This window comes from Mucilaginibacter terrae (assembly GCF_042679325.1).
Classification (GTDB): Bacteria; Bacteroidota; Bacteroidia; order Sphingobacteriales; family Sphingobacteriaceae; genus Mucilaginibacter; species Mucilaginibacter terrae.
The window spans coordinates 400706-424479 of record NZ_JBHTMJ010000001.1; the positions used below are offsets into that span (position 1 = coordinate 400706).

The window sequence follows — 23774 nt, forward strand, 5'->3', positions numbered from 1 at the left end:
GATAAAACATGCCATGAAAAAAAAGATCGTAATTGCTGTTACCGGTGCCAGCGGCTCCGTTTATGCTAAACTTTTACTCCAGCAATTGCAAAAACTTCAAAGCCAGTTAGCCGAAGTTGCCATTGTAATGTCTGCCAACGCCAAGCAGGTATGGCAACTGGAGTTAGGCGAAGACAGTTATAAGCAACTCCCGTTTAAGTTTTACGATAAAAACGATTTTATGGCCCCCTTTGCATCAGGTTCGGCCAGGTTTGATACCATGGTTATTATACCTTGTTCTATGGGCACATTAGGGCGCATAGCCGGAGGAATATCCGACGATCTGGTAACCCGAGCTGCAGATGTGATATTGAAAGAGCGCCGCCGGTTAATATTGGTAGCGCGCGATATGCCTTTTAATTTGATCCACATCCGTAACATGCAAACAGTAACCGAGGCCGGTGGTATAATTTGCCCTGCGGTACCCTCATTTTATAGCAAGCCTACCACGGTAGAAGAGGTAGCCATGACGGTTGTTAACCGGGTGATAGACCTCATAGGATTAGAACACGAAAGCTACCGTTGGAGTGAGGAGGAGTGATGGATTTCGGATTGCGAATATTCAATTTCAAATTTAAGGAATTAATAAAAGTTCAGTTAATTCAAAAATTCTGTAAATTCATATTCAGACAATTACTTTATGAAAGCTATCCTGTCACTCAGCTTATTTCTCCTGCTAAATACCGGCATCCAAGCCCAATCCGCTAAAATTAGCATCAATGATCTATCCTTTATGGCGGGTACCTGGATATTAAAGCATAAGTGGGGTGATATGGAAGAGTTTTGGGGGCCGCCCATGGGCAATAATATGGTAAGCAGTTACCGCTGTGTTAAAGATGGCAAGGTAGTATTTTACGAGTTTGTAGTTATAGAGCACAATAGTGGCTTTCCCGTAATGAAAATGCGTCACTTCAATCCTGGCAATATTGGATGGGAGGAGAAGAATAAGCCACTTGTTTATAAAATAGTTTTTCATAGTAAAAGTAAAGTGACATTTGAGTCGGCAGATAAACTGGTAAGGCTTACTTACGAACGACTCAACCCGCAAAAGATGGATGTATTACTGGAGGAAAAAAACAAGAAAGGTATTTGGCAAACCGATGTTTTTAATTATTCGCTAAAGCCATAACATGGTCATTAAGTAGTTAGTATATGATGCAATTAACTGCTCTCTTTTTACTGCTCACTAAAATTATTATCTTTGCCGCCTGATAATGAATAAGAAAGTAGCTTTTTATACGCTGGGCTGTAAGCTTAATTACTCCGAAACCTCTACTTTGGGACGTTTGTTGAATAACGCCGGTTTCGATACGGTAGAGTTTACAGAACAGCCTGATGTTTTTGTAATTAACACCTGCTCGGTTACCGAAAATGCCGATAAGAAGTGCAAAAAGATAGTTAAAGAAGCGCTTAAAATTTCGCCTAACGCCCACATCACTATTGTAGGTTGCTACGCCCAGCTTAAACCGCAAGAAATAGCCGAAATACCCGGCGTAGACCTCGTTTTAGGTGCTGCCGAAAAATTCCAATTGGTAGATCACCTTTACGATTTAACCAAGCGGGAAAAGACCGCAGTATTTAACCAGCCGGTATCTGAAGCTAATCAATTTATTTCCTCTTACTCTTTTGGAGATCGTACCCGTACTTTCTTGAAAGTGCAGGATGGCTGCGATTACTCTTGTACCTTTTGCACCATCCCTATGGCGCGTGGTGCCAGCAGGAGCGATACCATTGAAAGTGCCGTGGCGCAGGCCCATCAAATTGCGGCTTCGGGTGTAAAGGAAATTGTGCTGACCGGTGTAAACCTGGGCGATTTCGGTATCCGCAATGGCGAACGCCACGATAAGTTTTTCGACCTGGTTAAGGCGCTGGACGAGGTAGAAGGCATAGACCGGATCCGTATCTCCTCCATAGAGCCAAACTTGCTGACCGACGAGATTATTGAGTTTGTGGCTACATCGAAACGTTTTGTACCGCATTTCCATATCCCGCTACAATCGGGTTCCAATAAAATTTTAAGCTTGATGCGCCGCCGTTACCGCCGCGAACTATACGTGGACAGGGTGGCTAAGATCAAGCAACTCATGCCCGATTGCTGTATTGGTGTTGATGTTATTGTAGGTTTCCCCGGCGAAACCCGCGAAGATTTTTTGGATACCTACAACTTCCTGACCGATTTGGACGTATCGTACCTGCACGTGTTTACCTACTCCGAGCGGGAAAATACCCTTGCCGCCGAAATGACGGGCATTGTACCTGGTTCTACCCGTGCCGATAGGAGCAAGATGTTGCACATTTTAAGCGATAAAAAACGCCGCGCTTTTTACCAATCTCAGCTTAATAAAAGCTATGAGATATTATTTGAAAAAGAGAGCAACGATGGTTTTATGCATGGTTTTACCCGTAATTATGTGAAAGTAACCACCAAATTTGACCCCATATTAGTTAACGAATTTAAAACCGTTAAACTCACTTCCATTAGCGCCAATGGCGATGTTGAAATAACCGAAAGCGAAGAAATATTAGTACATTAAGCTTATATTCGCTACAAATTACTACCTGATGTTTCCAACCATATCCGACCTCATTAAATATTTTACTGGTGTAAACATACCCTTGCCTGTTCAAACCTTTGGTTTTTTTGTTGCCTTAGCCTTCATGGCTGCCTACTGGGCATTTATGAAAGAGTTTCAACGTAAAGAAAGATTGGGATATGTACACACTACGCAGAAAACTATTACAGTAGGCGAGCCGGCTTCTATGATGGAGCTGTTAAGCAATGCCATATTTGGTTTTATTTTAGGTTACAAACTTGTGGACGCGGCGCTTAATTATAGTCAGTTAGTAGATAATCCGCAGGAGTTTTTGTTGTCTGCACGTGGTAATTTGTTGGGTGGTATTATAGGCTCCGCAGGTATTGCATACTGGGCGTATTACGAAAAGAAGAAAGAACAATTAGCTGAGCCTGTTACCAAAAAGGTAACCGTTCATCCGCACGATTTGATGGGAAGTATTTTGGTTTGGGCTGCCGTATTTGGCTTTGCCGGTGCCAAACTGTTTAATGCCCTGGAGAATTGGGGAGAGTTCATGGCCGATCCTGTAGGCATGTTAATAGGCTTTAGCGGCCTAACGTTTTACGGTGGTTTAATTTGCGGTGGCGCCGCGGTGCTTTACATAGCTCATAAGCATGGCATTAGGCCGTTAACTATGCTGGATATTGGCGGGCCAGGCATGATGCTGGCTTATGCTGTTGGCCGTATTGGCTGTCAGATGTCGGGCGATGGAGATTGGGGTATTCCTAACCTGGCACCCAAACCAGGATGGCTAAGCTGGGCACCCGATTGGATGTGGGCGTTTAAGTTTCCGCACAATGTAAACATGGTAGATCATGATAACCCAATTGCCAATTGCATAGGTAAGTTCTGTTATGAATTAAAACTGCCCGTATATCCTACATCATTCTACGAATCGGTGATCTGTATGTTATTGTTCCTGTTTTTATGGTCTATCCGTAACCAGTTAAAAACACCCGGAACCATGTTCGGTATTTATTTAATTGTAAATGGCATAGAACGTTTTTGTATTGAGTTGATCCGCGTTAATACTAAATATGTAGTGGCAGGTATCCCATTCACTCAAGCCGAAATGATTGCGCTTTTGTTGGTTTTGGCAGGTATAATTATGGTAGTAACGGTACAGTCTGCTGCCAAAAAACAACCTGTTGCCAATGGCTAATTTATCTGGAGCGCAAAAACTATTGCAAAATAAGTTTGCACGTTTTCTGTTCTCGGCGGGTACCGGTTTTTTGGTTGACATTATTGCCTTTTACATTTTAAACGAATGGATATTCACTAAAAACAGTTATAGCATTTTAGGGCACGCTACAGGCAATCATGCGTTGTCATTGAGCATCTCGTTTTCGTTAGGTGTATTGGTTAACTTTCTTATTACCCGTTACCTGGTTTTTTCCGAATCGCGCTTGCCTTTTGCTCAGCAGTTTTTAAGGTTTGTGCTGGTGGCTTTTATCGGATATTTTGCTAACCTGGAGATACTCAAGTTGTTCATCAAATATCTTTATTTTTCACCGCCGGTTGCCCGTATTACGGCAGCGTTGAGCTTATTTTTGGCCAGTTTTTTTATTCATAAAATCTTTTCGTTTAATATATCACTACGCAACCATGCTCGAACAGATCACTAAACAGGTAACCGAAGTAGCCCGAGAGGCAGGCAATTTCATCCGCCAGGAACGCAAAAACTTTGATCCTAACCGTATTGAGTATAAAGGCTTGAACGATTTGGTATCGTACGTGGATAAAACGGCAGAACAAAAGATAGTTTCCGCCCTTAAAAAAATATTGCCGGAGGCAGGTTTCATTACCGAAGAGAAAACCACAACCATAGTTGGCGAGCGTTATAACTGGATTATTGATCCGTTAGATGGTACCACCAATTTTATACACGGCTTACCAACGTATTCGGTTAGCATTGCACTTCAGGATAAAGAGCAACTGGTTTCGGGTGTGGTGTACGAAGTAAACCAAGACGAGTGTTTTTATGCGAGTATTGATACGCCTGCTTATTTAAATGGTATGGAAATTAAAGTAAGCCCGGCACTAACCATTGCCGATAGTTTATTGGCCACCGGCTTTCCATACTATGATTTTGGTAAAATGCCTGAGTATTTAGGCTTGCTCACTGAGTTGATGAAGGGCTGCCACGGTTTGCGCCGGATAGGGTCGGCTGCGGTTGATCTGGCTTATACGGCTTGTGGCAGGTTCGAGGCATTTTATGAATATAACCTGCATCCCTGGGATATTGCCGCGGGTGTGGTTATTGTGAAACAGGCAGGCGGGCAGGTAGTAAATTTCAGCGGGGGAGAAGAGGTATTAAACACCCGGGAACTACTGGCTACCAACACCAAAATAACCGCTGAAATGTTGAAGGTGATACAAAAATATTTTAAACAGAAAGTTTAGTTTAAAGCGGTAATCCTATTAAATAGGAAAAACTTATATGCATTGTATTTAAATAAAGAGTATGGAACACGGCAGTAAATCAATCCGCCCTTTTATTGGCGCTAAAATTTTTGAAAAATCACGTAACTTCTATAACGACCTTGGTTTTAAAGAAGTGGTATTAGCTCCTAATTTTTCTTTTTTTGAATCTGGCAAAGTCGGCTTTTATTTGCAGGATGCCTACGTGAAAGATTGGATTGATAACACAATGATTTTCATGGAAGTTAACAACGTTGTCGAATTTTGGAGCGAACTAATTAAGTTAGATCTGCCTACAAAATATGAAGAGGTGAAACTGGTACCCATCAAAGATCTTGCTTGGGGACGCGAATGTTTTGTACATGATCCATCGGGCATTTTATGGCATTTTGGAGAGTTTCATCAAAAAGGATAACACTCACATTTTTACATAAAAAAAGCATGAATAATATCATGCTTTTTTTATGTGTACCACAGAACTAATTAAAGTTCCATAATTAAATAGCTGATTTACAAAGCTTCAGAAACCACCTCCTGTACTTCAGGAACCATACGTTTCAACAGGTTTTCAATACCCGATTTAAGGGTAAGGGTAGATGAAGGGCAACCGCTGCATGAACCACGTAGTTCTACAGTAACCACACCGTCGTTAAATGATTTGTAACTGATTGCGCCGCCATCCTGCTCTACAGCCGGGCGAACATAATCATGTAAGATCTGCTGGATTTTTATTTCCGAGTCGGTACCTTCAAAAGCAACTTCTTCCTGTTCTACTTCCTGAACGGTTAATTCTGATTCTACAGCACCCTTAACAAACTCTTTCAATATTTCTTCAATATCGGCCCAATTGCTATCTTCGGTTTTAGTAACCGTAACAAAGTTACTGGCGAAAAACACGCCGTTCACAAAAGAAAATTTATATAATTCTTTGGCAAAAGTAGATTTCTCTGCACTTTCTTTATTTGGATAATCTACACTACCGTTAATGAGCAACTTGTTCACAATGAACTTCATGGTTGCCGGGTTAGGAGTAGATTCGGTATATACGTTGATATTCATGGTATCTGGTTTGAATTAAACAAATTTAAACAGCTTTTTGATTTAACAATGCGCTAACACTTCATTTGACCTCAACATGACTTACACGCCCGTATAGTTCCACGGGGTAATCTGTTTAAGTTCTGCTTTAACCGAATCGCTTACGGCCAAATGGTTAACAAATTCGGCAATGCTATTCGCATTAATCTTTTGGTTGGTACGTGTAAGGTCTTTTAAGGCCTCGTAAGGGTTAGGGAAATTTTCACGGCGTAAAATAGTTTGAATAGCCTCGGCTACTACAGCCCAGTTATCTTCCAGGTCTTGCTGTATAGCCGCCTGGTTAAGCAGCAGCTTATTTAAACCACGAATGGTTGACTTGATAGCGATTAAAGTATGAGCAACCGGAACGCCGATATTACGCAAAACGGTAGAATCGGTAAGGTCACGTTGTAAGCGCGAAACCGGCAGCTTGGCCGCCAAGTGTTCGAACAAGGCATTAGCCAGGCCTACGTTACCTTCCGAATTTTCAAAATCAATAGGGTTAACCTTATGCGGCATGGCCGATGAGCCTACCTCACCCGCCTTAATCTTTTGCTTAAAATAGTTCATGGAAATGTAGCTCCACATATCGCGGTCCAAATCCATAATAATATTGTTAATACGCTTTAAGGCATCACAATGCGCGGCAAAATTATCGTAATGTTCGATCTGCGTGGTGTATTGCGAACGCTTTAAGCCTAATATTTCATTTACAAAACGGTTGCCAAAGTTGGTCCAATTTATAGCAGGATAGGCTACGTAATGCGCGTTAAAATTACCGGTGGCACCACCAAACTTTGCCGAATATGGAACGGCTTTGGCTAAATCTAATTGGTTTTCTATACGCTCGATAAACACTTCCAGCTCTTTACCCAAACGCGTAGGCGATGCGGGTTGTCCGTGCGTGTGGGCCAGCATGGGCACCGCTTTCCATTCCTCAGCGTAGCCTTTTAAAATAGTTAACAGGTCATTAATAGCTGGGTAGTACACGTCTTTCAAAGCAGCCTTAAATGAGTAGGGGATAGCTGTATTATTAATATCCTGCGAGGTTAAACCAAAGTGGATGAACTCTTTATGGTCTTGCAAACCCAAAACATCAAACTTTTGCTTAATGAAATATTCTACCGCTTTAACATCGTGGTTGGTTACTTTCTCAATGTCCTTAATGCTTTGCGCATCGGCTTCAGTAAACTGCTTGTAAATGCTCCGCAGGCTGTCAAATTTTATAGCATCAAAACTGGCTAATTGTGGCAACGGGTGTTGGCATAAAGCAATAAAATATTCAATTTCTACCTGTACCCGGTATTTGATCAGGGCATATTCTGAAAAGTAAGGTGCCAGCGATGCTGTAGCGTTATGATAACGGCCATCAACAGGTGATATGGCCATAAGCGGGGTAAGCGACATACAAGGAAAAGTTTTGGCAAAGGTAATGTTTTAGAAGCAAGAGCCAAGAAGTAAGAAACAAGAGACATGAAAGAATGGTCGCAATTCTTTTGTAAGCTGGGTTGGTCGAAGAGAGTTCTTTGCCGCCGCTCGGCTCCAGCCGAGCGGCGGCAGAGCTTGTTAATAACTTATTAAAGCGGCTAATACTTTCACAAGCTTCAGCATAACATTTGTATCGATTGTTTTAATTAGGGAATTGTGAAATAAGATCAATAACCTTTAAACTTCAAACCTTTAATGAGCTTATTTAACTTGGTCAATTTCTTTTGGCGGGCACTGCCTGAGTCAAGGGCATCATACACCAAGCCTGTTGCAACCGCGTACACGGCATGGTGTAAGGCATCAATGGCTAATGATTTGGGTTCCTGCTCATCAACCGGCGGTGCGGCGTCGTATTTAGGCAACATAATCAGTTCAGTTGCCCATATAGCACCAAAATGCACCAATGTAGCAGGTATGCCTTTTAAACCGGCTAAGCCTAACAAACCACGCACCGCACCCCAAGAGGTTCCATAAGCAAAATGTACTTCGTTGCCCAGTTTTTCTTTTTCACCTTCATTTGCCGGCGCAGCACCCAATATTTCTGATGCTACTTTTACCGGGGCTTCGCTTGGCCCACGGCCGGTAATTTTCATCTCTATCATTTGTGAAACGGTAATAGCTACCGTACCGGCTAAGCCGGCCAATAAACCTTTACCAACAGCACTGGCCAATTCGCCTAAAGCATTATTTTCATGCACTTTCATAGAAGTTTTTTTATTTGATAACACTACTTACAGGTTATTGATTTTATTTTTTTGTTAAAATACAAACACAACATGCGTTTTACATGTACAGTAATAAACAATGTATGATGAGTATGAAAATAACAAAGCCGGTGTGGCAAGCTGTTGGGTTAGGTGCTATTGCGGGTAGCCGCGCCATGTCGGCACCGGCTATTGCCAGCCATATATTGAGCCATCAATCTTCCAAAAACCTGGAAAGAACCAAACTTGGTTTTATGCGGTCGAACAAAACAGCTATGGCTTTTAAACTGCTGGCCGCATCGGAGTTTGTAGGCGATAAATTACCTAATACGCCTAACCGTATTTCGCTGCTTGGAATAGCCGGCCGATTATTATCGGGTGCTTTATCGGGTGCGAGTGTTTACAAGGCTGGTGGCGGTAAGGTATATATTGGTGCTATTTTGGGAGGAAGCGCGGCAATCCTGTCAACGTTCGGGTTGTTTTATTTACGCAAAGCAACAGTTAAAGGTACTCATATATTAGATCCTATTATAGGCGGAATTGAAGATGCCTTGGTATTAGGTGCCGGTGCAGGGTTGGCTAAAACGGCTTAGGTGTTTTATCGGATGTTAGTTGCGCAAACTGGCTGCTAAAATCGGTACGTAATTTAGGCAGGCTTTCCGGGTAATTTTTTTGAATAAAGGTGATCAGTTTTTCGCGGATGAAACAGCGCAGATCGAACGCATCAGAAGAATTACGGGCACTTACCAGCATACGGATCTCCATGGTATGTTCTTTGGCATCGGTAACCTGTAATACGTTTACCCGGTTATCCCATAAAAGAGTTTGGTTTAATAGTCTGTCAAATTCGGCACGTAGCGGCTCCATAGGTATAGAGTAATCCATGTAAATAAACACCGTACCAATAATGTCAGACGAAATGCGAGTCCAGTTTTGAAAAGGCTTTTGAATAAAGTAATTAATGGGTAAAATGAGTCGGCGTTGGTCCCAAATGCGCAGCACTACATAAGTCAGGGTAATATCTTCAACCCGGCCCCATTCTCCTTCTACCACTAGCACATCATCAATACGTATGGGCTGGGTAAATGCCAGTTGCAAACCTGCCAGCAAATTACCTAAAGAACTTTGTGCAGCAAAACCTATAATAATACCTCCAATACCTACACCTGTAAGTAAACCGGTACCTATTTTACGGAAACTTTCAAAGCTTAACAGCACCAGCGCTATAGTTACAAATATGATAATGGCCACCAACAGTTTGCGCAAAAATTTTAATTGCGTACGTATCTTCCGTTCCTTTAAGTTATCGGCCTTGTTAAGGTCGTAAAAATGATATATATAATCTTCTAAAACCCGGATAGCCCTAATAAGTAAAACCGAAAAAGAAACGATGAGCATGATGCCTATAACCCGATCTAAAGCTATTAGATAGGCTTTTTCCATCCGCATTAACGGCATGGCCAGTTTTAATATTAACAGGGGAATAAAATAGGTTACCGGAACACTTAAATGCGTGATGAAGGAGCGGAAAAAAGAGTAAGCATTTTCTTTATTGGCATACGCTTTAAGCAACCTTGAAGTAATAAACTTTAAAATGAGCCCAATAATAATGGCATTAACAGCAATGCTGATGTTCCAAACAAAAGGTGGCATTTGCCTCGACCATTCCAGCACGTTTGATGGGAGTATGGTTTGAATTTGTAATATTAATAGAGAGTACATGTTATGTAAAATACAACCAATATGCCAAATAGTTGCAGTTATGGTAAAACTATTCATCAGAAGAAATATCTACAATAATTGTTAACCTACAGTGTTATATTTATAATAAATTAATGTAATGTTAGTGTTTGTACGCTGCGTGTCATTTATAGGTAAATACAATTATTTTAAACACACGTTTAATAAGTAATTAATATATTTATTTAATAATTATCCCGAATGTGTTTATACACATAAAGGTATAAAGAAACTTCTTTAATGTAGAGGTGATTGTTTTAGAGTGATTGAAGCAGGCCGGGAGATTGATTGTCCTGGCCTGTTTTTTTTTATGCGTTGTTAACCTTCGTTTTTATTATAACGTTTCCAGACAGCAATTTATGAATAGGGCAGGCTTCGGTAATTTGTAATAACCGCTCAGTTTGTTCGGCAGTTAAATTACCTGTAAAGGTTACTTTACTTTCAACGAGGTACCCGTTAGGTACGGCAAAAGCTTCCAGTTCTATATGGATCTCATCAACAATCCACATTTTACGTTCAATGTACATGCGTAATGTAATTACCGTACAACTGCCCAGGCTGGAAAGTAAAAGTTCAAAAGGGTTCATGCCGGTATCCCCACCGTTCAAGTCTTCAGGTTCATCTATTATAATGGCGTGCTTGCCGCTGCTGGCAATAGTTTGATAGTGTGTACGTGCGATATGGGCTTCGGCCTTCGCCACTGATTTTTTTTCGGGATCCATAAATATTAATTTAGGATTCAACGGAATAGCAGCTATTAAGTTTGCGTTGCCGGTATAAGCTGTAGGGAAAGCTTTTCGCCGTCGTCTGGTTTGCGGGAAACACAAAGTATGGTGTGTCTACATCATATATTATAATGTGAATTTGGCGTAGAGACACAACACTTTGTGTCTATGTATGTAATATAATTGAAATGTGTGTCTCCACAAATTAATAAAAGTCGTAACAACGGCGCGATCCCTGGAACTTAGGTGTGGCGCTGCGCGATGGCAGGGTAGTTTCGTAACCTAAGCTGCCTTCGGTACTGCCACTGGTGTTGCTGTAATTCAGTTTTGATGAAGGTGCATCGTGGCTCAATCCAAAGCGCAGTTTTTCACCGCCCGATTTGTTGATAAAAAGATCGAATATAAACGATACCACAAATGCGCTTGGCCCGGTTTGGCCACCGCTACGGTACCACAAACCAGCATTTACGCTGCGGCGTTTATACTGCATACCTGCACTTACCGAGGTGGATGCAGCCTGTTTATACATTACAACCGACGGTATTACGAATGATTTTTCGTCTTCATCATAATTGTCGTACTTATTGAGATCGAAACGGTAGCTCAAATGGCCTGTTGCCCGCATGGGGAGTTTGGCAGTTGCACCGGTGAATGATTGATCGGGGCGGTTAATGTGTTGCAGCGCGCCACCAGCCATTAAGTTACCTACTACCAGGTTTATACCCGCTCCGGCATCAAAGTAAAACTTGTTATTGAGCTGACCTAAATCGGCTGAGGATTGTGAGCCGGGTATGTAACCCATACGCGGATCGATCTGATCGCCAAAAACGAGTTTGCCACGGTCGATGGTGCGGTTGCCTATACCCGCTTGTAGCCCAAAAGATAATACAAAATCATCAGAGCCAACACTATATGAGTAAATACCCGCTAAGTTATTGCGCAGGTAATAAGCTGTGCCCTCGTTACTACGGGTAAACATTAAACCCACACCTCCACCAAATTTGGGAATATTATAATCAATTGACGCGGTGATATAGGTTAAAGCACCGGGCAGGGTTGACCATTGGTTACGGTAGATCATGTTCATGCGCAGATCGCCTTCGAACTGACCGTTAAGTGCCGGATTTAAATATACGGGAGAATTAAAAAACTGTGAATACTGATGATCCTGAGCAGTGGCGGTAAAGGCCAGCAATGTGATTACCACACTTAAAAAACAATAGCTGATTTTTTTCATATCCGTTATTTAATTAAATGTATAGCACCTGTTCGCTTAGGCGAAGAGCTGTTATACGACATCCCTTTCCACTCAGCACCATTGATAAAGCTGGCATCAATTTGCCAGATGTAAACTCCTTGCGGTACCGGTGTTCCCTGGAAGGTGCCATCCCATCCATCAACCGGCTCGCCCCTGGCATCAAGCTTAGTGGTTTCCCAAACCAATTGCCCGTAATTGTTATAAATGCGCATGTGCCATTGGCGTAAACCCGAGCCTTTTGCCGCAAATATCCGCAGGTCCTGGTTGGTACTGCTTGGGGTAAAGGCATTAGGTACATATAGTTGTCCTGGTGTTCCGGTTATACGTACGTAGTGTATTTTAGTTGTGCCGCAGCTGCCATTTGTGGTGGTTAATGTTACTTTATAAAAACCTGTATCGGCGTATGTATGGGTAGGGTGTTGTTGCATAGACATGCTGCCATCACCAAAATTCCATCTCCATGTTTTAGGGCTGTTGGTAGAGAGGTCCTCGAATGAAAACTGGTAATTAGGGAACGTTTGAACACTATCCGGCCTTGCCCTGAATTCGCTTACGGATGGTGCCGAAACGGTTACAATACGGGTAACCGTTTCGCTGCAACCCGAGTTACGGTTGGTAACCGTTAAAGTAATTGTATAAGGCGAGCTTACATAATCAAAGGTATGTGCAGGCGTACGCGAGGTTGATGTATTATTGGCCGATCTAACATCGCCGAAGTTCCAGCTGTAGGTATAATCGTCGGCCGTGCCATTAACCGGGTTAGGGGTAGTGTTTACAAAATTTACCGTTAAGATTTTGCAGCCCGCGCCATTGTCCATAGTAAACGCAGGTGCCGGTTTATCGCTCACTATAATAGTTACTATTTGCGAGGCCACATCCTGCGCGCAATCGTTGCTGGCGTATAGCACTACATCATAACGGCCGGCTTTGGTAAAGGTGTGTATTAAAGCGCCGGTATTGTTGGTGGTGGTAATGGGTGTTCCATCTTTCCAATCAATACGGTAAGTTATTCCGCCCTGGCTGGTATTGTTAAAGTTTACTACATGAGGTGCACAGCCAAAACGCTCGGCCGTAGTGCTGGTAGTTATACCGGCAAATAGGGTACGGGCGGTAACCTGTATAGGTATGTTTGCGCTTTTGCCTGTACCGCAAACAGTTTGCGCTTCCATGTAAACCGAGTACTCGCCCTCGTTAGGTATGGTGATAGTTTGCTGCGATTTATTAGTGACGACCAAAGGAGTAATTGCATCAACACCGCTGGCATCCAGTACGTGGTAAATATATTTATCGTTAGTACCGGGCGAAATATTATCAATCACCAGGGCAAACGGCGCGCAACCGGTTGTTGCTTTCGGGGCTATGCGGGCAATTGGAGTTACAGGCTTTATCAATACGGTAGTAGCCATTTCGGTATTACTGCACGATGTGGTAGCCGTTAACTTTACATTATAAGTAATATCCCGTCCATCGGTAGCTGCCACAAACGTAACCGGATCGGGCTGAACCTTGTTTGAAGTTATACCATTACCAAATTCCCAATGGTAATTACCGCTTGCAAGCGGATCTGATGTATTGGTGAAGGTAACTGTTACGGTACCGCAATTTTGCGTAACCGACTGGGTATAGCTTGCCTTAACCGATTTAGTAGTGGTAAATATGTGTGTAAATACCGACGACTCGCAGCCCGATATGCTTTTGGCAATTAACCTGATCTCTACGGTCTCACCATCCGTGTTAATTGTATAACCCGGGAAGGTAATGCCGGTACCAATTACCTGGTTGTTGGCATACCAGGTATAATCGGCATTACGGTTGGGGTAAGGCACGGCTTTAATATTTTGAGTACTTAACGCAAACGGTACACAATCGGCATCCTTGGTCCAGGTAAATTCTGCCTTGGCATCCGGGTTAACTGTAATGGATATTACGTTACTGTAATTGCTTTGAATACCGGTACATAATAATGAGCTCACTACACGGCGGTATTGTATGTTGCCAATTAATACCGGTGTAGCATAATTAATATTGGTTGCCCCGGTAATGTTGGCCCAGTTGTTACCGCCATCGGTACTGCTTTGCCATTGGTAGTTGTAATTACCATCGGCACCGGCGGGTGTGCTGCCTGTAATGGTTCCGGCATCTTTATTAACGCAAACACTGAGGTTTAATAAAGCGATGCTGTTGCCACTAATGGCAGGCTGTACAATGGCGCGTACGGCGTTGCTTTTAGCTTCAGTGCAGGCACCCGATGCTACCACCCGTCTAAAGAAAGTGCTTTCTACTACGTTAATGGTAAGGTCCTTATTGGTTTGGCTGGATAGTACGGTCCAGTTATTGCCGTCTACACTGCTTTCCCAAACATAAGTATATGTACCGCCGCCGCCTGTTGGCGTACTGCCGGTAACGATGATTGTTTGACCTGCACAAGTAGTGGGGCTTACTAATGTTACGGTATTGTTGCCAATATCGGGGTTGTTTACTATAGTAACATCATCGCTTTGTACTGTACATTGCGCCGCGCCGCTAATGGTCCATTTAAAGGTGTACGACTGGCCGGCTTGCAAGCCGCTTACGCTCGTATTAAACTTCGAAGCGTCGGCAAAGCTAACGCCCGCTTGTCCCGAAGTCAAGGTCCAGGTACCGGTAAAATTTCCGGCATCGTTACCTTGCAACTGGTAGGTAGATTGGCAACATAATACGGCATCGTTACCGGCCAAAGCTACGGGTACCTGCGGTTGTACAGTTAAAGTTATGGTTTTAACATCACCTGCACACACATCGGCCGAGTTAGGGTTTACCGGTGTAACGGTATAGGTAACCGTGGCTACGCTGCTGCTGTTGTTTACCAATACCTGGTTAATGGCGTTTGCAGCAACCGGAGTGGTTTGATCTGTTGCGCCGGTTACACCTCCGGTAACGTTTACACTCCAGGTATATTGGGTACCGGTTACGGTAGATGTTAGTTGAACACCTGCCGCCGAACCACTGCATACAGAATTGTTTGTTGGGCCGGTTACGGTTAATACTGGTTTTGGCGCTACCGTTACGGTTAAAGTGAACGGTGTGCCATTACAACCGTTGGCTTGGGGGGTAATGGTATAAATTACCGTAGCATTGGTATTGGCCGATGAGTTGGTAAGTACGTCATTAATATCCCCCGAACCTGAGGTGGTAAAGCCACTTGCATTGGGCGAGCTTAAAGTTACCACCCAGTTAAAAGTACTGCCGGCAACGGTTGAAGCCGGTACATAAGCAACCGGGCTGCCGGTACATACGTTTTTGGTTGAAGCTGTTGTAACCGTATTTGTAGGATTAATGTTAATGATGACTTCATCGGTAATGTTTTTACAATCGCCCGGTAAAGAGGTGGTAACGGTAAAAGTTAGTTTTACCTGTCCGGCGGTTCTGTCGGCAGCGCTTGGGGTGTAAACCGGTTTCTCTATGTTTTTATCGCTGAAAGTACCGGTGCCCGATGTACTCCATACCATGGTGTTAAAAACACCGGCAACCGAACCATCCAGTTGTGCAACCGCGCCCGAGCAAATGATCTGGTCATCGCCCGCTTTAACGGTTGGGGCTTGTTTTAAGGTGATTTGTTGTACCTGCGATGTGGTGGTGCCGCAATCGTTGATATGTTTTACGGTTACTTCGTAAGTGCCGAAATCAGGAAAGAGGATTTGCGGATACTGGCTATTGGCCGTGGTGTTATTAACAAAGGTAGCCGCGCCAATGCCGTTTTGGCCGGTAACCGTCCATTGATAAGTGTCGGTTTTGGGTGTAACTGTACCGGTTAAAGTGGTACGGGTAAGGCTACCAGCGGTATTGTCAAAAGTTAAGGTCTGTCCTTTTCCGCACAACGAAAAATCGGCCGACAGGGTAGCTACCGGAGTACCTGTAACCACAATTGGTTTGGTAGTACTTTTAAAGCTGCCGCACGATGAATTGCTGATTTCTAAGTAAACCGCATAGTTGCCGGGCGTACTAAATACAAATTGCGGTGCTTTACTGGCGGCATTGGTACCATTGGCATAGGTAAAACCGGTTGCCGGGGTTACGGTCCATTTATAGGTATAGTTATCGCTGCAAATATTATCAAGCACCGATTGATCTAACGGTATAACCGCGCCACTACCTGTACAGGCTACATCGGCTATAGTAAACTCAGGTTTAGGTGCTTCCTGTACACAAACCGGTAACGAAAAAATAGGCGGCGTACACTCACTCTGGCTGTTCTCTAATTCTATAGATACAGTATGCGGGCCGCGGGTGGTAAAAGTCCACTTAAATTTTTCGGTCAGTTTTTTTCCAATAGCCTTGGGTGCACCATCTACGTACCAGGTATAAGAGGCATCGTTAAATTTGCAACCGGCGTTATTAGTACCGGGCGTGGCCGATTGGCCCGGATCGGATGTATTGGTAAAGGTGGCTTCGGTATTTAAACATATTTTAGCCGGCCCGCTGATACTGTTTTTGGGTGGGAGTAATACGGCCTGGTTGGTAGTGAACGAGTATGGATTATCGGCAGCTGAAGGAGGGGGGCAAAATGGATTGACCACGCTGAATTTAACCATGAACTGGTTGGTAACGTTACCCTGAGCGTTTTTTGCACCGCACGACGATTTATTAAAGGTATGTGCCAGTTGGCCGCCTGTGGCTTTTATTTGAGCAAACGTATAATCCTGGCTGGTACCATCGCCCCATGTAGCGGTGTAACGACTGCCGGGATAATTAGCTTCAATACTGCGTACGGTGGTTATATCAACATTAAAATTAACCTCCGCCTGTCCGTCTTGCAAACACTTGGCACCCGAGTTTTCAGAACCGAAATTAATTAAAACCTTATTATTGATGAGCAAATAAGCTTTGGTGCCAACTATGCCATTGCTGTTAACCGCTTTTACGGTCACCGTATAACTCGAAGCCGAAAGGGCCGGTGTTTGGCCTATCGGATCAATAACAATAGTGCCACCCTCGTTTTGGCGGCTCATGTCGTTATACAAATTGGCAGTAACGGTGTGGGTGTTGCTTAATGTACTGTTAAGGCTGAACCGGTTACCGTTTTCACCCACGCAGGTGCCAAATACTTCGGCCGAAGCCGATGACGTATTGGGCGATGCCGCCACCGCTTTAACACCGGTAAATGCATTAACTGTAAAGGGTACAGATGGTGCGCTTACCACAGCCGGAGCGGTACTTTGCACACGTATGCGGTAACCTGTACCCGCTGCTATACCAGCTGGTAAAATTCCATTAACAAAACCGGTATAAAAACCGGTAAACGAACCAATTAATGTTTGCGATGCAAAGTTTCCGTTAGCATCTGAGAGATATAAGTCATACCTGTTAGTCAGGCCTATACGGCCTGCGCTTTCGTCAACCGCTATGGTGGCGGCAATGCTGGAACCTTGCCCGTAAGGGCCGGCATCTACATTGCGGATGGTTATAGTTTGGGCAAATGCTTCTGTACCAGCCAACACACTGCACAACAGCAACAGGGTTCCTACAACAAAACGGGTAAATAATCTGACCATCTATCTCTCAGTATATGAACGTTTTTAGCTATCATTAATAGCTTTTCGTCCTTTTACGGCGGGTACATAGAAAGGTTGTTGTGAAGGAAGCCTAATTCAAATTAAACAGATACGCTATAATTTTAAATAAAATTTCTAAATATGATCATTGCTTGTAAATCCGGTAAGATAGTTAACCAAGGTTCAATAAAAATCTATCCAAAGAAAAGATAAGCTACAAATATAGCGGCAATAACACCGGCCAGGTCGGCAATGAGCCCCATAGGAATTGCATAACGTGTTTTTTTAATACCTACCGAACCAAAATAAAGTGCCACTATGTAAAAAGTAGTATCGGCCGAACCGTTAAATATACAGGCCAGGCGTCCTACAAAACTATCGGGGCCAAAAGCTTTCATGGTGTCCAGCATCATGGCTTTGGCGCCCGAACCGCTTAAAGGTTTCATAAAAGCAACCGGCAATGCGTCGGTAAAACGGGTATCCATGTTAAAATGGTTAAAAGCAAATTTAAACCCATCAACTATATAGCCTAATGCCCCCGAATTACGGAATACACTAATAGCCGCCAGCATAGCTACCAGGTATGGAATAATGCGAATTGAGGTTTCAAAACCACCTTTGGCGCCTTCTATAAAAATGTCGAACACATTAAGTTTTTTGTACAATGCCCCTAAAATAAAAATGATAGGGATTGAAAAAAGCAGCAGATTGCTTACCACTTTCGATACTATGCTGATCTCGTCTTTAGTGAGGTAAACCGAAAAGTACCAAACCAGTAATCCTATAAAAGCGGTTAAGCCGCCCAGCCAGGCCAGCACCACCTTATCGAGCAGGTTAATGCGTTGCTTTATGGCTACAGCCAGCATACCTACTAACGTGGCTACGTATGTGGCAATAATACAGGGTATAAAAATGTCGGTAGGGTCTTTAGCACCCAATATGGCCCTTTGCGCAATAATGCTGATGGGTAATAATGTTAAACCCGAGGTATGCAGCACCAGGAACATGATCTGCGCGTTGGATGCTGTTTCTTTATCGGGGTTGAGTTCCTGCAAACTGCCCATAGCTTTTAGTCCCAATGGTGTGGCAGCGTTATCCAATCCTAATAAATTAGCCGAAAAGTTCATCATCATTTGGCCGGTAGCGGGGTGGTTTTTAGGCACCTCGGGGAACAGGCGGTTAAAGAAAGGACCTACAATACGCGACAGGAAATTGATGGCACCTGCCTTTTCGCCAATATTCATAATACCCAGCCAAAAAGCCATGGTGCCAATAAGCGGCAGGGCAATGCTCATTACCGAAGTTTGTGTAGAATCGAACAAGGCCTCAACCAAAACCTGAAAGGCGTTTACATCGCCCAGGAAAATGAGCTTGCCCAGGGTTATAAAAAATGCGATAACAAATAAGCCTATCCAAATGTAATTAAGCGCCATGCAGGTGTGTTTTATAAAGGGTGTTAGTTATACGTGGTAATATTCTTTTCAGATACGATGCGGATGTCATAATCCTTTTTAATTGGGCTGTAAGGCGTTTTATCGGAAACCATCATGTAGATGTTGCCTAAGTCTTTCACCTTGTAATTGATAACACCCGATATATCTTCCTTACTGATCAAGAACGGCGCTATAGAATTAGTGATGAGATTCACCTGCATAATCTCATCAGTGGCTATGTAAACGTAAATGCGCCTACCGTCCAACCGGATTTCTACCTCGGAGGTATTGCCATCGTTAGTCAATTTATATTTGAGGTTATCTGCCTTCTTTGTTTTTAAAGCGGTATAGCCTTTGGTTAGCATAAAATCGGCGGTTTTTTGCAGGTTATTGGTTTCTATATAGACAATGTCTTCGTACGATAAAAACTTTTGCTGAGCCCGGGAAGGAAAAGAAAGGCCGCAAAAGGCTATAACCAGTAATATTTTTTTCATTACTATTATTTATGAGGCTAAAACTATCATTTTTATGATGGGCAAACAAAAGTTTCAACTCAAAATAATAATTTAGCATTTTTTATATCTATATATTATGCCTAAAATTGAATTAGTACGCATAAGCGGCGATTACGGCTTTGAAGCCAGTGACGAGTATGGACATACCATTAAAATGGACAGCAGCCCCGAAAGCGGCGGCCAAAACTTTGGTGTACGCCCCATGCAGATGTTGCTGATGGGTTTGGCAGGTTGTTCGGCCATTGATGTGATCAGTATTTTGAAAAAGCAACGGCAGGAAGTACTGGCTTACCGTATGAACGTGGTAGGCGACCGCGAAGCCGGCGTTGAGCCATCCTTATGGCAAAACATTACCATTGAATTTCATTTAAAAGGTAACATTGATGAAGACAAGGCCAAACGTGCCGCCGAACTTTCTATTGATAAATATTGCTCGGTTGCTGCCACGCTCGAAAAAGCTGGCGCAACCATTAACTGGCAGGTGATTATTCACCCTGCCGATACATCTTTATAATTTATACAACTACATGTCGACTGATAATTTAGATCCTTTAAGCAAGGCCATACGCATACAAACCCCCCGTACACAGCAGCAGGAACATTCTACGCCGTTATATTTAACCAGCAGCTTTATTTTTGAAGAAGCCGAAGCCATGCGCGCTGCATTTGCCGATGAAACCGACGATAATATTTACAGCCGTTTCAGCAATCCTAACGTGGATGAATTTATTGCAAAAATGTGCGCCCTGGAAAACGCCGAAGCTGGTTTTGCCACCTCAACCGGTATGAGCGCCATATTTTCGTCGATGTTTGCGTTGTTAGGCCAGGGCGATCATTTGCTGTGCTGCAGTTCGGTATTCGGCAGTACGTTTACCGTGGTAACCAAGTACCTGCCTAAGTATGGCATTACCTGTACCCTGGTGCCTGCTAACGATAAGGAAGCCTGGGAGGCCGCCGTGCAGCCTAATACCAAAATGGTGTACCTGGAAACGCCTACCAACCCGCAATTAGAAATTATTGACCTGGAATGGGCGGGGCAGTTCTCTAAAAAGTATAACCTTATTTTAAATGTAGATAATTGCTTTGCAACACCGTTGCTGCAACGCCCAACCGATTTTGGTGCCGACCTGGTTGTACACTCGGCCACTAAATGGATAGATGGACAGGGTAGGGTAATGGGCGGTGTAATTGTTGGTCGCGAAGACTTGGTTAAAGAGATCTACCTGTTTTGCCGTAACACCGGCCCGGCATTATCGCCGTTTAACGCCTGGGTTTTAAGCAAGAGTTTAGAAACCTTAGATGTACGTATGCAACGCCACTGCGAAAACGCCTTAAAAGTGGCCGAAACACTGCAAAGCCATCCTAACGTGAGCTGGGTGAAATACCCGTTTTTGCCAACTCACCCGCAATACGAAATTGCCAAAAAACAAATGACCTTAGGTGGTGGTGTATTATGTTTTGAAATTAAGGGTGGTTTAGAGGCTGGCCGTAAGTTTTTAGATCATTTGCAAATGCTATCGGTAACTGCTAATTTAGGCGATGCACGCAGTATAGCATCGCACCCGGCAAGTACTACACATTCCAAATTAACTGATGAACAGCGTACGGCCGTAGGTATTACACCCGGTTTAATACGCATTTCTACAGGTTTAGAGAAAGTTGATGATATAATTACTGATATTGTTCAGGCACTTGAAAAGAGTGCCAATTAAGGCATATAAATTATGGACCCGGTTGTTCCTATTCCAACTATACATTTGTTTGAAAAAGTAGATCGCTTACTTTTAGACTTGTTAAAATCCTTATCGGCAGATGACTGGGACTTGCCAACCCTATCGCCGCAATGGACGGTAAAAGACATTGCCGCACATTTGCTCGATGGTAATTTGCGCTCTTTATCCATAGCCCGAGATGGATACCGTGGCGATCCTCCAATCAATGTAAACTCTTACCGCGAGCTGGTAACTTACCTGAACGACCTAAATACGATATGGGTGCTGGCCTATAAGCGTATTAGCCCTAATATGCTGATAGAAATGCTGGAAAACAGCGGTCGTGAGTATATATCATACCTGCAGGAACTGGACCCATTTGATCCGGCTATTTTTCCGGTAGCCTGGGCAGGTGAAACCGAATCGCAGAACTGGTTTAATATTGCCCGTGAGTATAGCGAAAAGTGGCACCATCAGCAGCAAATACGCGAGGCTATTGGCTTACAACATGTATTAATGACGCCAGAACTTTTTAAACCCTGTATAGAAACGTTTATGCGTGCCCTGCCTCATGCTTATAAAGAACTGGATACGGAAACAGGAACGCTGATCAGGGTAGAAGTAACCAGCGAAGCGGGCGGTATATGGTACATCGAAAAAACTTTTAACGGTTGGCGCTTTGTTAAAAACCTGGCCATGGCCGAACCTTCCGCATCGGTGAGTATGCCCACTGGTGTTGCCTGGAAATTATTTACCAAGGCCATTAGAGTTAATGAAGTGGTGCGGCAGGTTACTATAACCGGTAACTCTGCGTTAATTATGCCGGTGCTTACTATGGTATCTATTATGGCTTAGGGCAATTTGTCTGTTTAAACAAACAAATTCTTTTTAAATTTCGCACTGCTTTGTGACGCCTTTTTTAGTTTATAAGCCCTGATGCCAGGTTATATTTACACCACACTATCGCTTTATAAAACGCTGCGGCACAACCTTAACCGTGGTTTTCTTATTATTTTCTAATTTTTATTGGCGCAGTGTATATTTTGCTCCCCGTTTTACTGGCACTAATGTTGACCATGGGAGTGCACAGCATAGTAGATACTACTACACGCTGTTATTAACTCAATAAAAAAATGAAACTAAATTTAAAAAAAGCTGGTTTATTACTTTCGGGAGTGGTAATGGGCAGTAAACTATTCGCGCAAACTCCGGCCGATACTACCATTAAAACTCAAGATTATGTTCAGCCATTTTCCGGCGGTTTCCGCACCTGGTCGGTAGGTTTACATGGTGGTATGATGTCGCCATATACTATTTTCAGAGGACAGGAAGATTACAAAACACCTAATGAAAGATGGGGTTACGGTGGTTATGTTAAAAAGCAATTATTGCACTCGTTTGGTTTACAGGCCAACTTTTTTAGAGGCCATGTACAAGGCACCACGCCAAATGGTATAAATATTTATAACCGGTTTGAAACCAAAATTAAATATGCGGTTGATATTAGCGCCAACATTACCCTGGCTAACATTAACTGGAGAAACCACAAGAGCTTTATGCAGCCTTACCTGAGTGTTGGTGGTGGTAGCATGAATTACAGCACATCATTATACGCTAATGCTGGCGCAACTGCAGCCAATGCGCGTACCGATGATTTTCAACAATTTTACATACCTCTTGGAGCAGGTTTAAAAGTAAACTTGGCACCGGGTATTAACCTGGACTTAGGTTACCAGGTTAACTTTGTGCAAAGTGATAACCTGGATGGTTACAACTACGGTAGCGGAAACGATAAGTTTTCATACGCTCACGCGGGTTTAGAATTTTCTTTAGGAAAACGCAGCAAGCCACAGTTAGCTACACACAACCCGGTTAACTCTATGCGTGTTGAGTACCTTACTGCCGAGCGTGCATTGCAAATGCAAGTAGAGCAACAAAGAGCCGCTAACGAGCAATTGCGTAACGACTTAAATACTACTAACGCTAACTTAGCCCGCTTAACTACTGATAGCGATGGTGACGGTGTATTTGATATGAACGACAAATGCCCTAATACCCCACGTGGTACTAAGGTTGACGGACAGGGTTGCCCATTAGCTGCTCCAGTAACTAAAGTTTATGTAACCGAAGAAGACAAGAGAGTAGTTAAAGATGCAATCACCAACTTAGAATTTGATTTAGGTAAGGCAACTATCCGCGAAAAATCTTTCCCAAGTTTAGATCGCGTTGCCGAATTATTGGTTAACAAAAACTTCAGCTTGAAATTAGCAGGTCATACAGATGATACCGGTTCTGATGCATTAAACCTTAAATTATCTAAAGACAGGGCTGAATCAATTAAAGCTTATTTAGTTGAAAAAGGCGCTAACGCTTCACGTATCGAAGCTACGGGTTACGGTGAGGCACAACCTATTGCAAGCAATAAAACTGCAGCCGGTCGTCAACAAAACCGTCGTGTAGAGTTCACTTTATTTTAGTAGAAGTTAACACCTCATATTAAAAGCCCCGGCCAATTTATTTTGACCAGGGCTTTTTTGTTTCTAAATATTGCGGCTTAA

21 protein-coding genes are annotated in these 23774 nt (G+C 43.2%); 12 read left to right on the plus strand and 9 right to left on the minus strand.

Annotated features, from left to right (window positions below; genetic code table 11):
• The first annotated feature begins 13 nt into the window (after nt 1-13).
• The 7 genes from ACFQ3S_RS01635 to ACFQ3S_RS01665 all read left to right on the plus strand — a co-directional run bounded on the left by ACFQ3S_RS01635 (nt 14) and on the right by ACFQ3S_RS01665 (nt 5448).
• Nucleotides 14-580 carry a UbiX family flavin prenyltransferase gene (locus ACFQ3S_RS01635; protein ID WP_377160521.1) on the plus strand — a complete coding sequence of 189 codons (567 nt, stop codon included), beginning with the start codon at nt 14-16 and terminating at the stop codon, nt 578-580.
• A gap of 99 nt (nt 581-679) precedes the next feature.
• Entirely contained in the window at nt 680-1168 is a 489-nt protein-coding gene (locus tag ACFQ3S_RS01640) for a DUF6265 family protein (RefSeq protein ID WP_377160523.1), read from the plus strand.
• An 85-nt stretch (nt 1169-1253) separates the two neighbouring features.
• On the plus strand, nt 1254-2573 hold the full coding sequence (gene mtaB / locus ACFQ3S_RS01645) for a tRNA (N(6)-L-threonylcarbamoyladenosine(37)-C(2))-methylthiotransferase MtaB (RefSeq protein ID WP_377160525.1): 1320 nt from the start codon (nt 1254-1256) through the stop codon (nt 2571-2573).
• Nucleotides 2574-2601: 28 nt separating this feature from the next.
• Nucleotides 2602-3774, plus strand: a complete 1173-nt coding sequence (locus ACFQ3S_RS01650; protein ID WP_377160527.1) for a prolipoprotein diacylglyceryl transferase — start codon at nt 2602-2604, stop codon at nt 3772-3774.
• A complete protein-coding gene (locus ACFQ3S_RS01655; RefSeq protein ID WP_377160529.1) occupies nt 3767-4237 on the plus strand; it encodes a GtrA family protein in 471 nt (156 codons plus the stop codon). Before ACFQ3S_RS01650 ends, ACFQ3S_RS01655 begins: the two co-directional genes overlap by 8 nt.
• Nucleotides 4218-5015 (plus strand): inositol monophosphatase family protein, encoded by a 798-nt coding sequence (locus ACFQ3S_RS01660; protein WP_377160531.1) that lies wholly within the window; start codon nt 4218-4220, stop codon nt 5013-5015. The genes ACFQ3S_RS01655 and ACFQ3S_RS01660 overlap by 20 nt, the downstream gene beginning before the upstream one ends.
• Nucleotides 5016-5076: 61 nt before the next feature.
• Entirely contained in the window at nt 5077-5448 is a 372-nt protein-coding gene (locus tag ACFQ3S_RS01665; RefSeq protein ID WP_377160533.1) for a glyoxalase, read from the plus strand.
• A 95-nt stretch (nt 5449-5543) separates the two neighbouring features.
• Here ACFQ3S_RS01665 and ACFQ3S_RS01670 read toward each other — a convergent pair whose 3' ends face one another.
• The 3 genes from ACFQ3S_RS01670 to ACFQ3S_RS01680 form a co-directional block, all read right to left on the minus strand.
• Nucleotides 5544-6092, minus strand: coding sequence for a NifU family protein (locus ACFQ3S_RS01670; RefSeq protein ID WP_377160535.1), 549 nt, complete (start codon nt 6090-6092; stop codon nt 5544-5546).
• 81 nt (nt 6093-6173) lie between these two features.
• A complete protein-coding gene (gene purB, locus ACFQ3S_RS01675; RefSeq protein ID WP_377160537.1) occupies nt 6174-7517 on the minus strand; it encodes an adenylosuccinate lyase in 1344 nt (447 codons plus the stop codon).
• A 248-nt stretch (nt 7518-7765) separates the two neighbouring features.
• Nucleotides 7766-8302, minus strand: coding sequence for a hypothetical protein (locus tag ACFQ3S_RS01680; protein ID WP_377160539.1), 537 nt, complete (start codon nt 8300-8302; stop codon nt 7766-7768).
• A gap of 113 nt (nt 8303-8415) precedes the next feature.
• On the opposite strand from ACFQ3S_RS01680, the gene ACFQ3S_RS01685 reads away from it, so the two are divergent.
• Nucleotides 8416-8895, plus strand: a complete 480-nt coding sequence (locus tag ACFQ3S_RS01685; protein WP_377160541.1) for a DUF4126 family protein — start codon at nt 8416-8418, stop codon at nt 8893-8895.
• Here the strand turns inward: ACFQ3S_RS01685 and ACFQ3S_RS01690 are convergent.
• From ACFQ3S_RS01690 to ACFQ3S_RS01715, 6 genes are all read right to left on the minus strand, one after another.
• The gene (locus tag ACFQ3S_RS01690; protein ID WP_377160543.1) at nt 8882-10024 is read right to left on the minus strand and encodes a mechanosensitive ion channel family protein; all 1143 of its coding nucleotides are present in this window, start codon (nt 10022-10024) and stop codon (nt 8882-8884) included. The genes ACFQ3S_RS01685 and ACFQ3S_RS01690 overlap by 14 nt on opposite strands.
• A 326-nt stretch (nt 10025-10350) precedes the next feature.
• On the minus strand, nt 10351-10764 hold the full coding sequence (locus tag ACFQ3S_RS01695) for an OsmC family protein (RefSeq protein ID WP_377160545.1): 414 nt from the start codon (nt 10762-10764) through the stop codon (nt 10351-10353).
• 208 nt (nt 10765-10972) lie between these two features.
• Nucleotides 10973-12004: a PorP/SprF family type IX secretion system membrane protein gene (locus ACFQ3S_RS01700; protein ID WP_377160547.1), complete on the minus strand. Its 1032-nt coding sequence runs from the start codon at nt 12002-12004 to the stop codon at nt 10973-10975.
• A 5-nt stretch (nt 12005-12009) separates the two neighbouring features.
• Nucleotides 12010-17556 carry a PKD domain-containing protein gene (locus ACFQ3S_RS01705; RefSeq protein ID WP_377160549.1) on the minus strand — a complete coding sequence of 1849 codons (5547 nt, stop codon included), beginning with the start codon at nt 17554-17556 and terminating at the stop codon, nt 12010-12012.
• A gap of 194 nt (nt 17557-17750) precedes the next feature.
• Complete coding sequence (locus ACFQ3S_RS01710; RefSeq protein ID WP_377160551.1) at nt 17751-18989, minus strand: nucleoside recognition domain-containing protein; 1239 nt, start codon at nt 18987-18989, stop codon at nt 17751-17753.
• A gap of 23 nt (nt 18990-19012) precedes the next feature.
• Nucleotides 19013-19483, minus strand: coding sequence for a hypothetical protein (locus ACFQ3S_RS01715; protein ID WP_377160553.1), 471 nt, complete (start codon nt 19481-19483; stop codon nt 19013-19015).
• A 97-nt stretch (nt 19484-19580) separates the two neighbouring features.
• Here ACFQ3S_RS01715 and ACFQ3S_RS01720 point away from each other — a divergent pair, with 97 nt between their 5' ends.
• The 4 genes from ACFQ3S_RS01720 (at nt 19581) to ACFQ3S_RS01735 (ending at nt 23693) form a co-directional block, all read left to right on the plus strand.
• Nucleotides 19581-20018, plus strand: a complete 438-nt coding sequence (locus ACFQ3S_RS01720; RefSeq protein ID WP_377160555.1) for an OsmC family protein — start codon at nt 19581-19583, stop codon at nt 20016-20018.
• Between the two features lie 13 nt (nt 20019-20031).
• Nucleotides 20032-21216 carry a trans-sulfuration enzyme family protein gene (locus tag ACFQ3S_RS01725; RefSeq protein WP_377160557.1) on the plus strand — a complete coding sequence of 395 codons (1185 nt, stop codon included), beginning with the start codon at nt 20032-20034 and terminating at the stop codon, nt 21214-21216.
• Between the two features lie 12 nt (nt 21217-21228).
• The gene (locus ACFQ3S_RS01730) at nt 21229-22071 is read left to right on the plus strand and encodes a maleylpyruvate isomerase N-terminal domain-containing protein (RefSeq protein ID WP_377160559.1); all 843 of its coding nucleotides are present in this window, start codon (nt 21229-21231) and stop codon (nt 22069-22071) included.
• Nucleotides 22072-22349: 278 nt separating this feature from the next.
• Nucleotides 22350-23693 (plus strand): OmpA family protein, encoded by a 1344-nt coding sequence (locus tag ACFQ3S_RS01735; RefSeq protein ID WP_377160561.1) that lies wholly within the window; start codon nt 22350-22352, stop codon nt 23691-23693.
• The last annotated feature ends 81 nt before the right edge of the window (nt 23694-23774 follow it).

Coding starts and splice junctions, on each gene's coding strand:
- ACFQ3S_RS01635 (WP_377160521.1), top strand. CDS start 14: ATGAAAAAAAAGATCGTAATTGCTGTTACCGGTGCCAGCGGCTCCGTT.
- ACFQ3S_RS01640 (WP_377160523.1), top strand. CDS start 680: ATGAAAGCTATCCTGTCACTCAGCTTATTTCTCCTGCTAAATACCGGC.
- mtaB (WP_377160525.1), top strand. CDS start 1,254: ATGAATAAGAAAGTAGCTTTTTATACGCTGGGCTGTAAGCTTAATTAC.
- ACFQ3S_RS01650 (WP_377160527.1), top strand. CDS start 2,602: ATGTTTCCAACCATATCCGACCTCATTAAATATTTTACTGGTGTAAAC.
- ACFQ3S_RS01655 (WP_377160529.1), top strand. CDS start 3,767: ATGGCTAATTTATCTGGAGCGCAAAAACTATTGCAAAATAAGTTTGCA.
- ACFQ3S_RS01660 (WP_377160531.1), top strand. CDS start 4,218: ATGCTCGAACAGATCACTAAACAGGTAACCGAAGTAGCCCGAGAGGCA.
- ACFQ3S_RS01665 (WP_377160533.1), top strand. CDS start 5,077: ATGGAACACGGCAGTAAATCAATCCGCCCTTTTATTGGCGCTAAAATT.
- ACFQ3S_RS01670 (WP_377160535.1), bottom strand. CDS start 6,092: ATGAATATCAACGTATATACCGAATCTACTCCTAACCCGGCAACCATG.
- purB (WP_377160537.1), bottom strand. CDS start 7,517: ATGTCGCTTACCCCGCTTATGGCCATATCACCTGTTGATGGCCGTTAT.
- ACFQ3S_RS01680 (WP_377160539.1), bottom strand. CDS start 8,302: ATGAAAGTGCATGAAAATAATGCTTTAGGCGAATTGGCCAGTGCTGTT.
- ACFQ3S_RS01685 (WP_377160541.1), top strand. CDS start 8,416: ATGAAAATAACAAAGCCGGTGTGGCAAGCTGTTGGGTTAGGTGCTATT.
- ACFQ3S_RS01690 (WP_377160543.1), bottom strand. CDS start 10,024: ATGTACTCTCTATTAATATTACAAATTCAAACCATACTCCCATCAAAC.
- ACFQ3S_RS01695 (WP_377160545.1), bottom strand. CDS start 10,764: ATGGATCCCGAAAAAAAATCAGTGGCGAAGGCCGAAGCCCATATCGCA.
- ACFQ3S_RS01700 (WP_377160547.1), bottom strand. CDS start 12,004: ATGAAAAAAATCAGCTATTGTTTTTTAAGTGTGGTAATCACATTGCTG.
- ACFQ3S_RS01705 (WP_377160549.1), bottom strand. CDS start 17,556: ATGGTCAGATTATTTACCCGTTTTGTTGTAGGAACCCTGTTGCTGTTG.
- ACFQ3S_RS01710 (WP_377160551.1), bottom strand. CDS start 18,989: ATGGCGCTTAATTACATTTGGATAGGCTTATTTGTTATCGCATTTTTT.
- ACFQ3S_RS01715 (WP_377160553.1), bottom strand. CDS start 19,483: ATGAAAAAAATATTACTGGTTATAGCCTTTTGCGGCCTTTCTTTTCCT.
- ACFQ3S_RS01720 (WP_377160555.1), top strand. CDS start 19,581: ATGCCTAAAATTGAATTAGTACGCATAAGCGGCGATTACGGCTTTGAA.
- ACFQ3S_RS01725 (WP_377160557.1), top strand. CDS start 20,032: ATGTCGACTGATAATTTAGATCCTTTAAGCAAGGCCATACGCATACAA.
- ACFQ3S_RS01730 (WP_377160559.1), top strand. CDS start 21,229: ATGGACCCGGTTGTTCCTATTCCAACTATACATTTGTTTGAAAAAGTA.
- ACFQ3S_RS01735 (WP_377160561.1), top strand. CDS start 22,350: ATGAAACTAAATTTAAAAAAAGCTGGTTTATTACTTTCGGGAGTGGTA.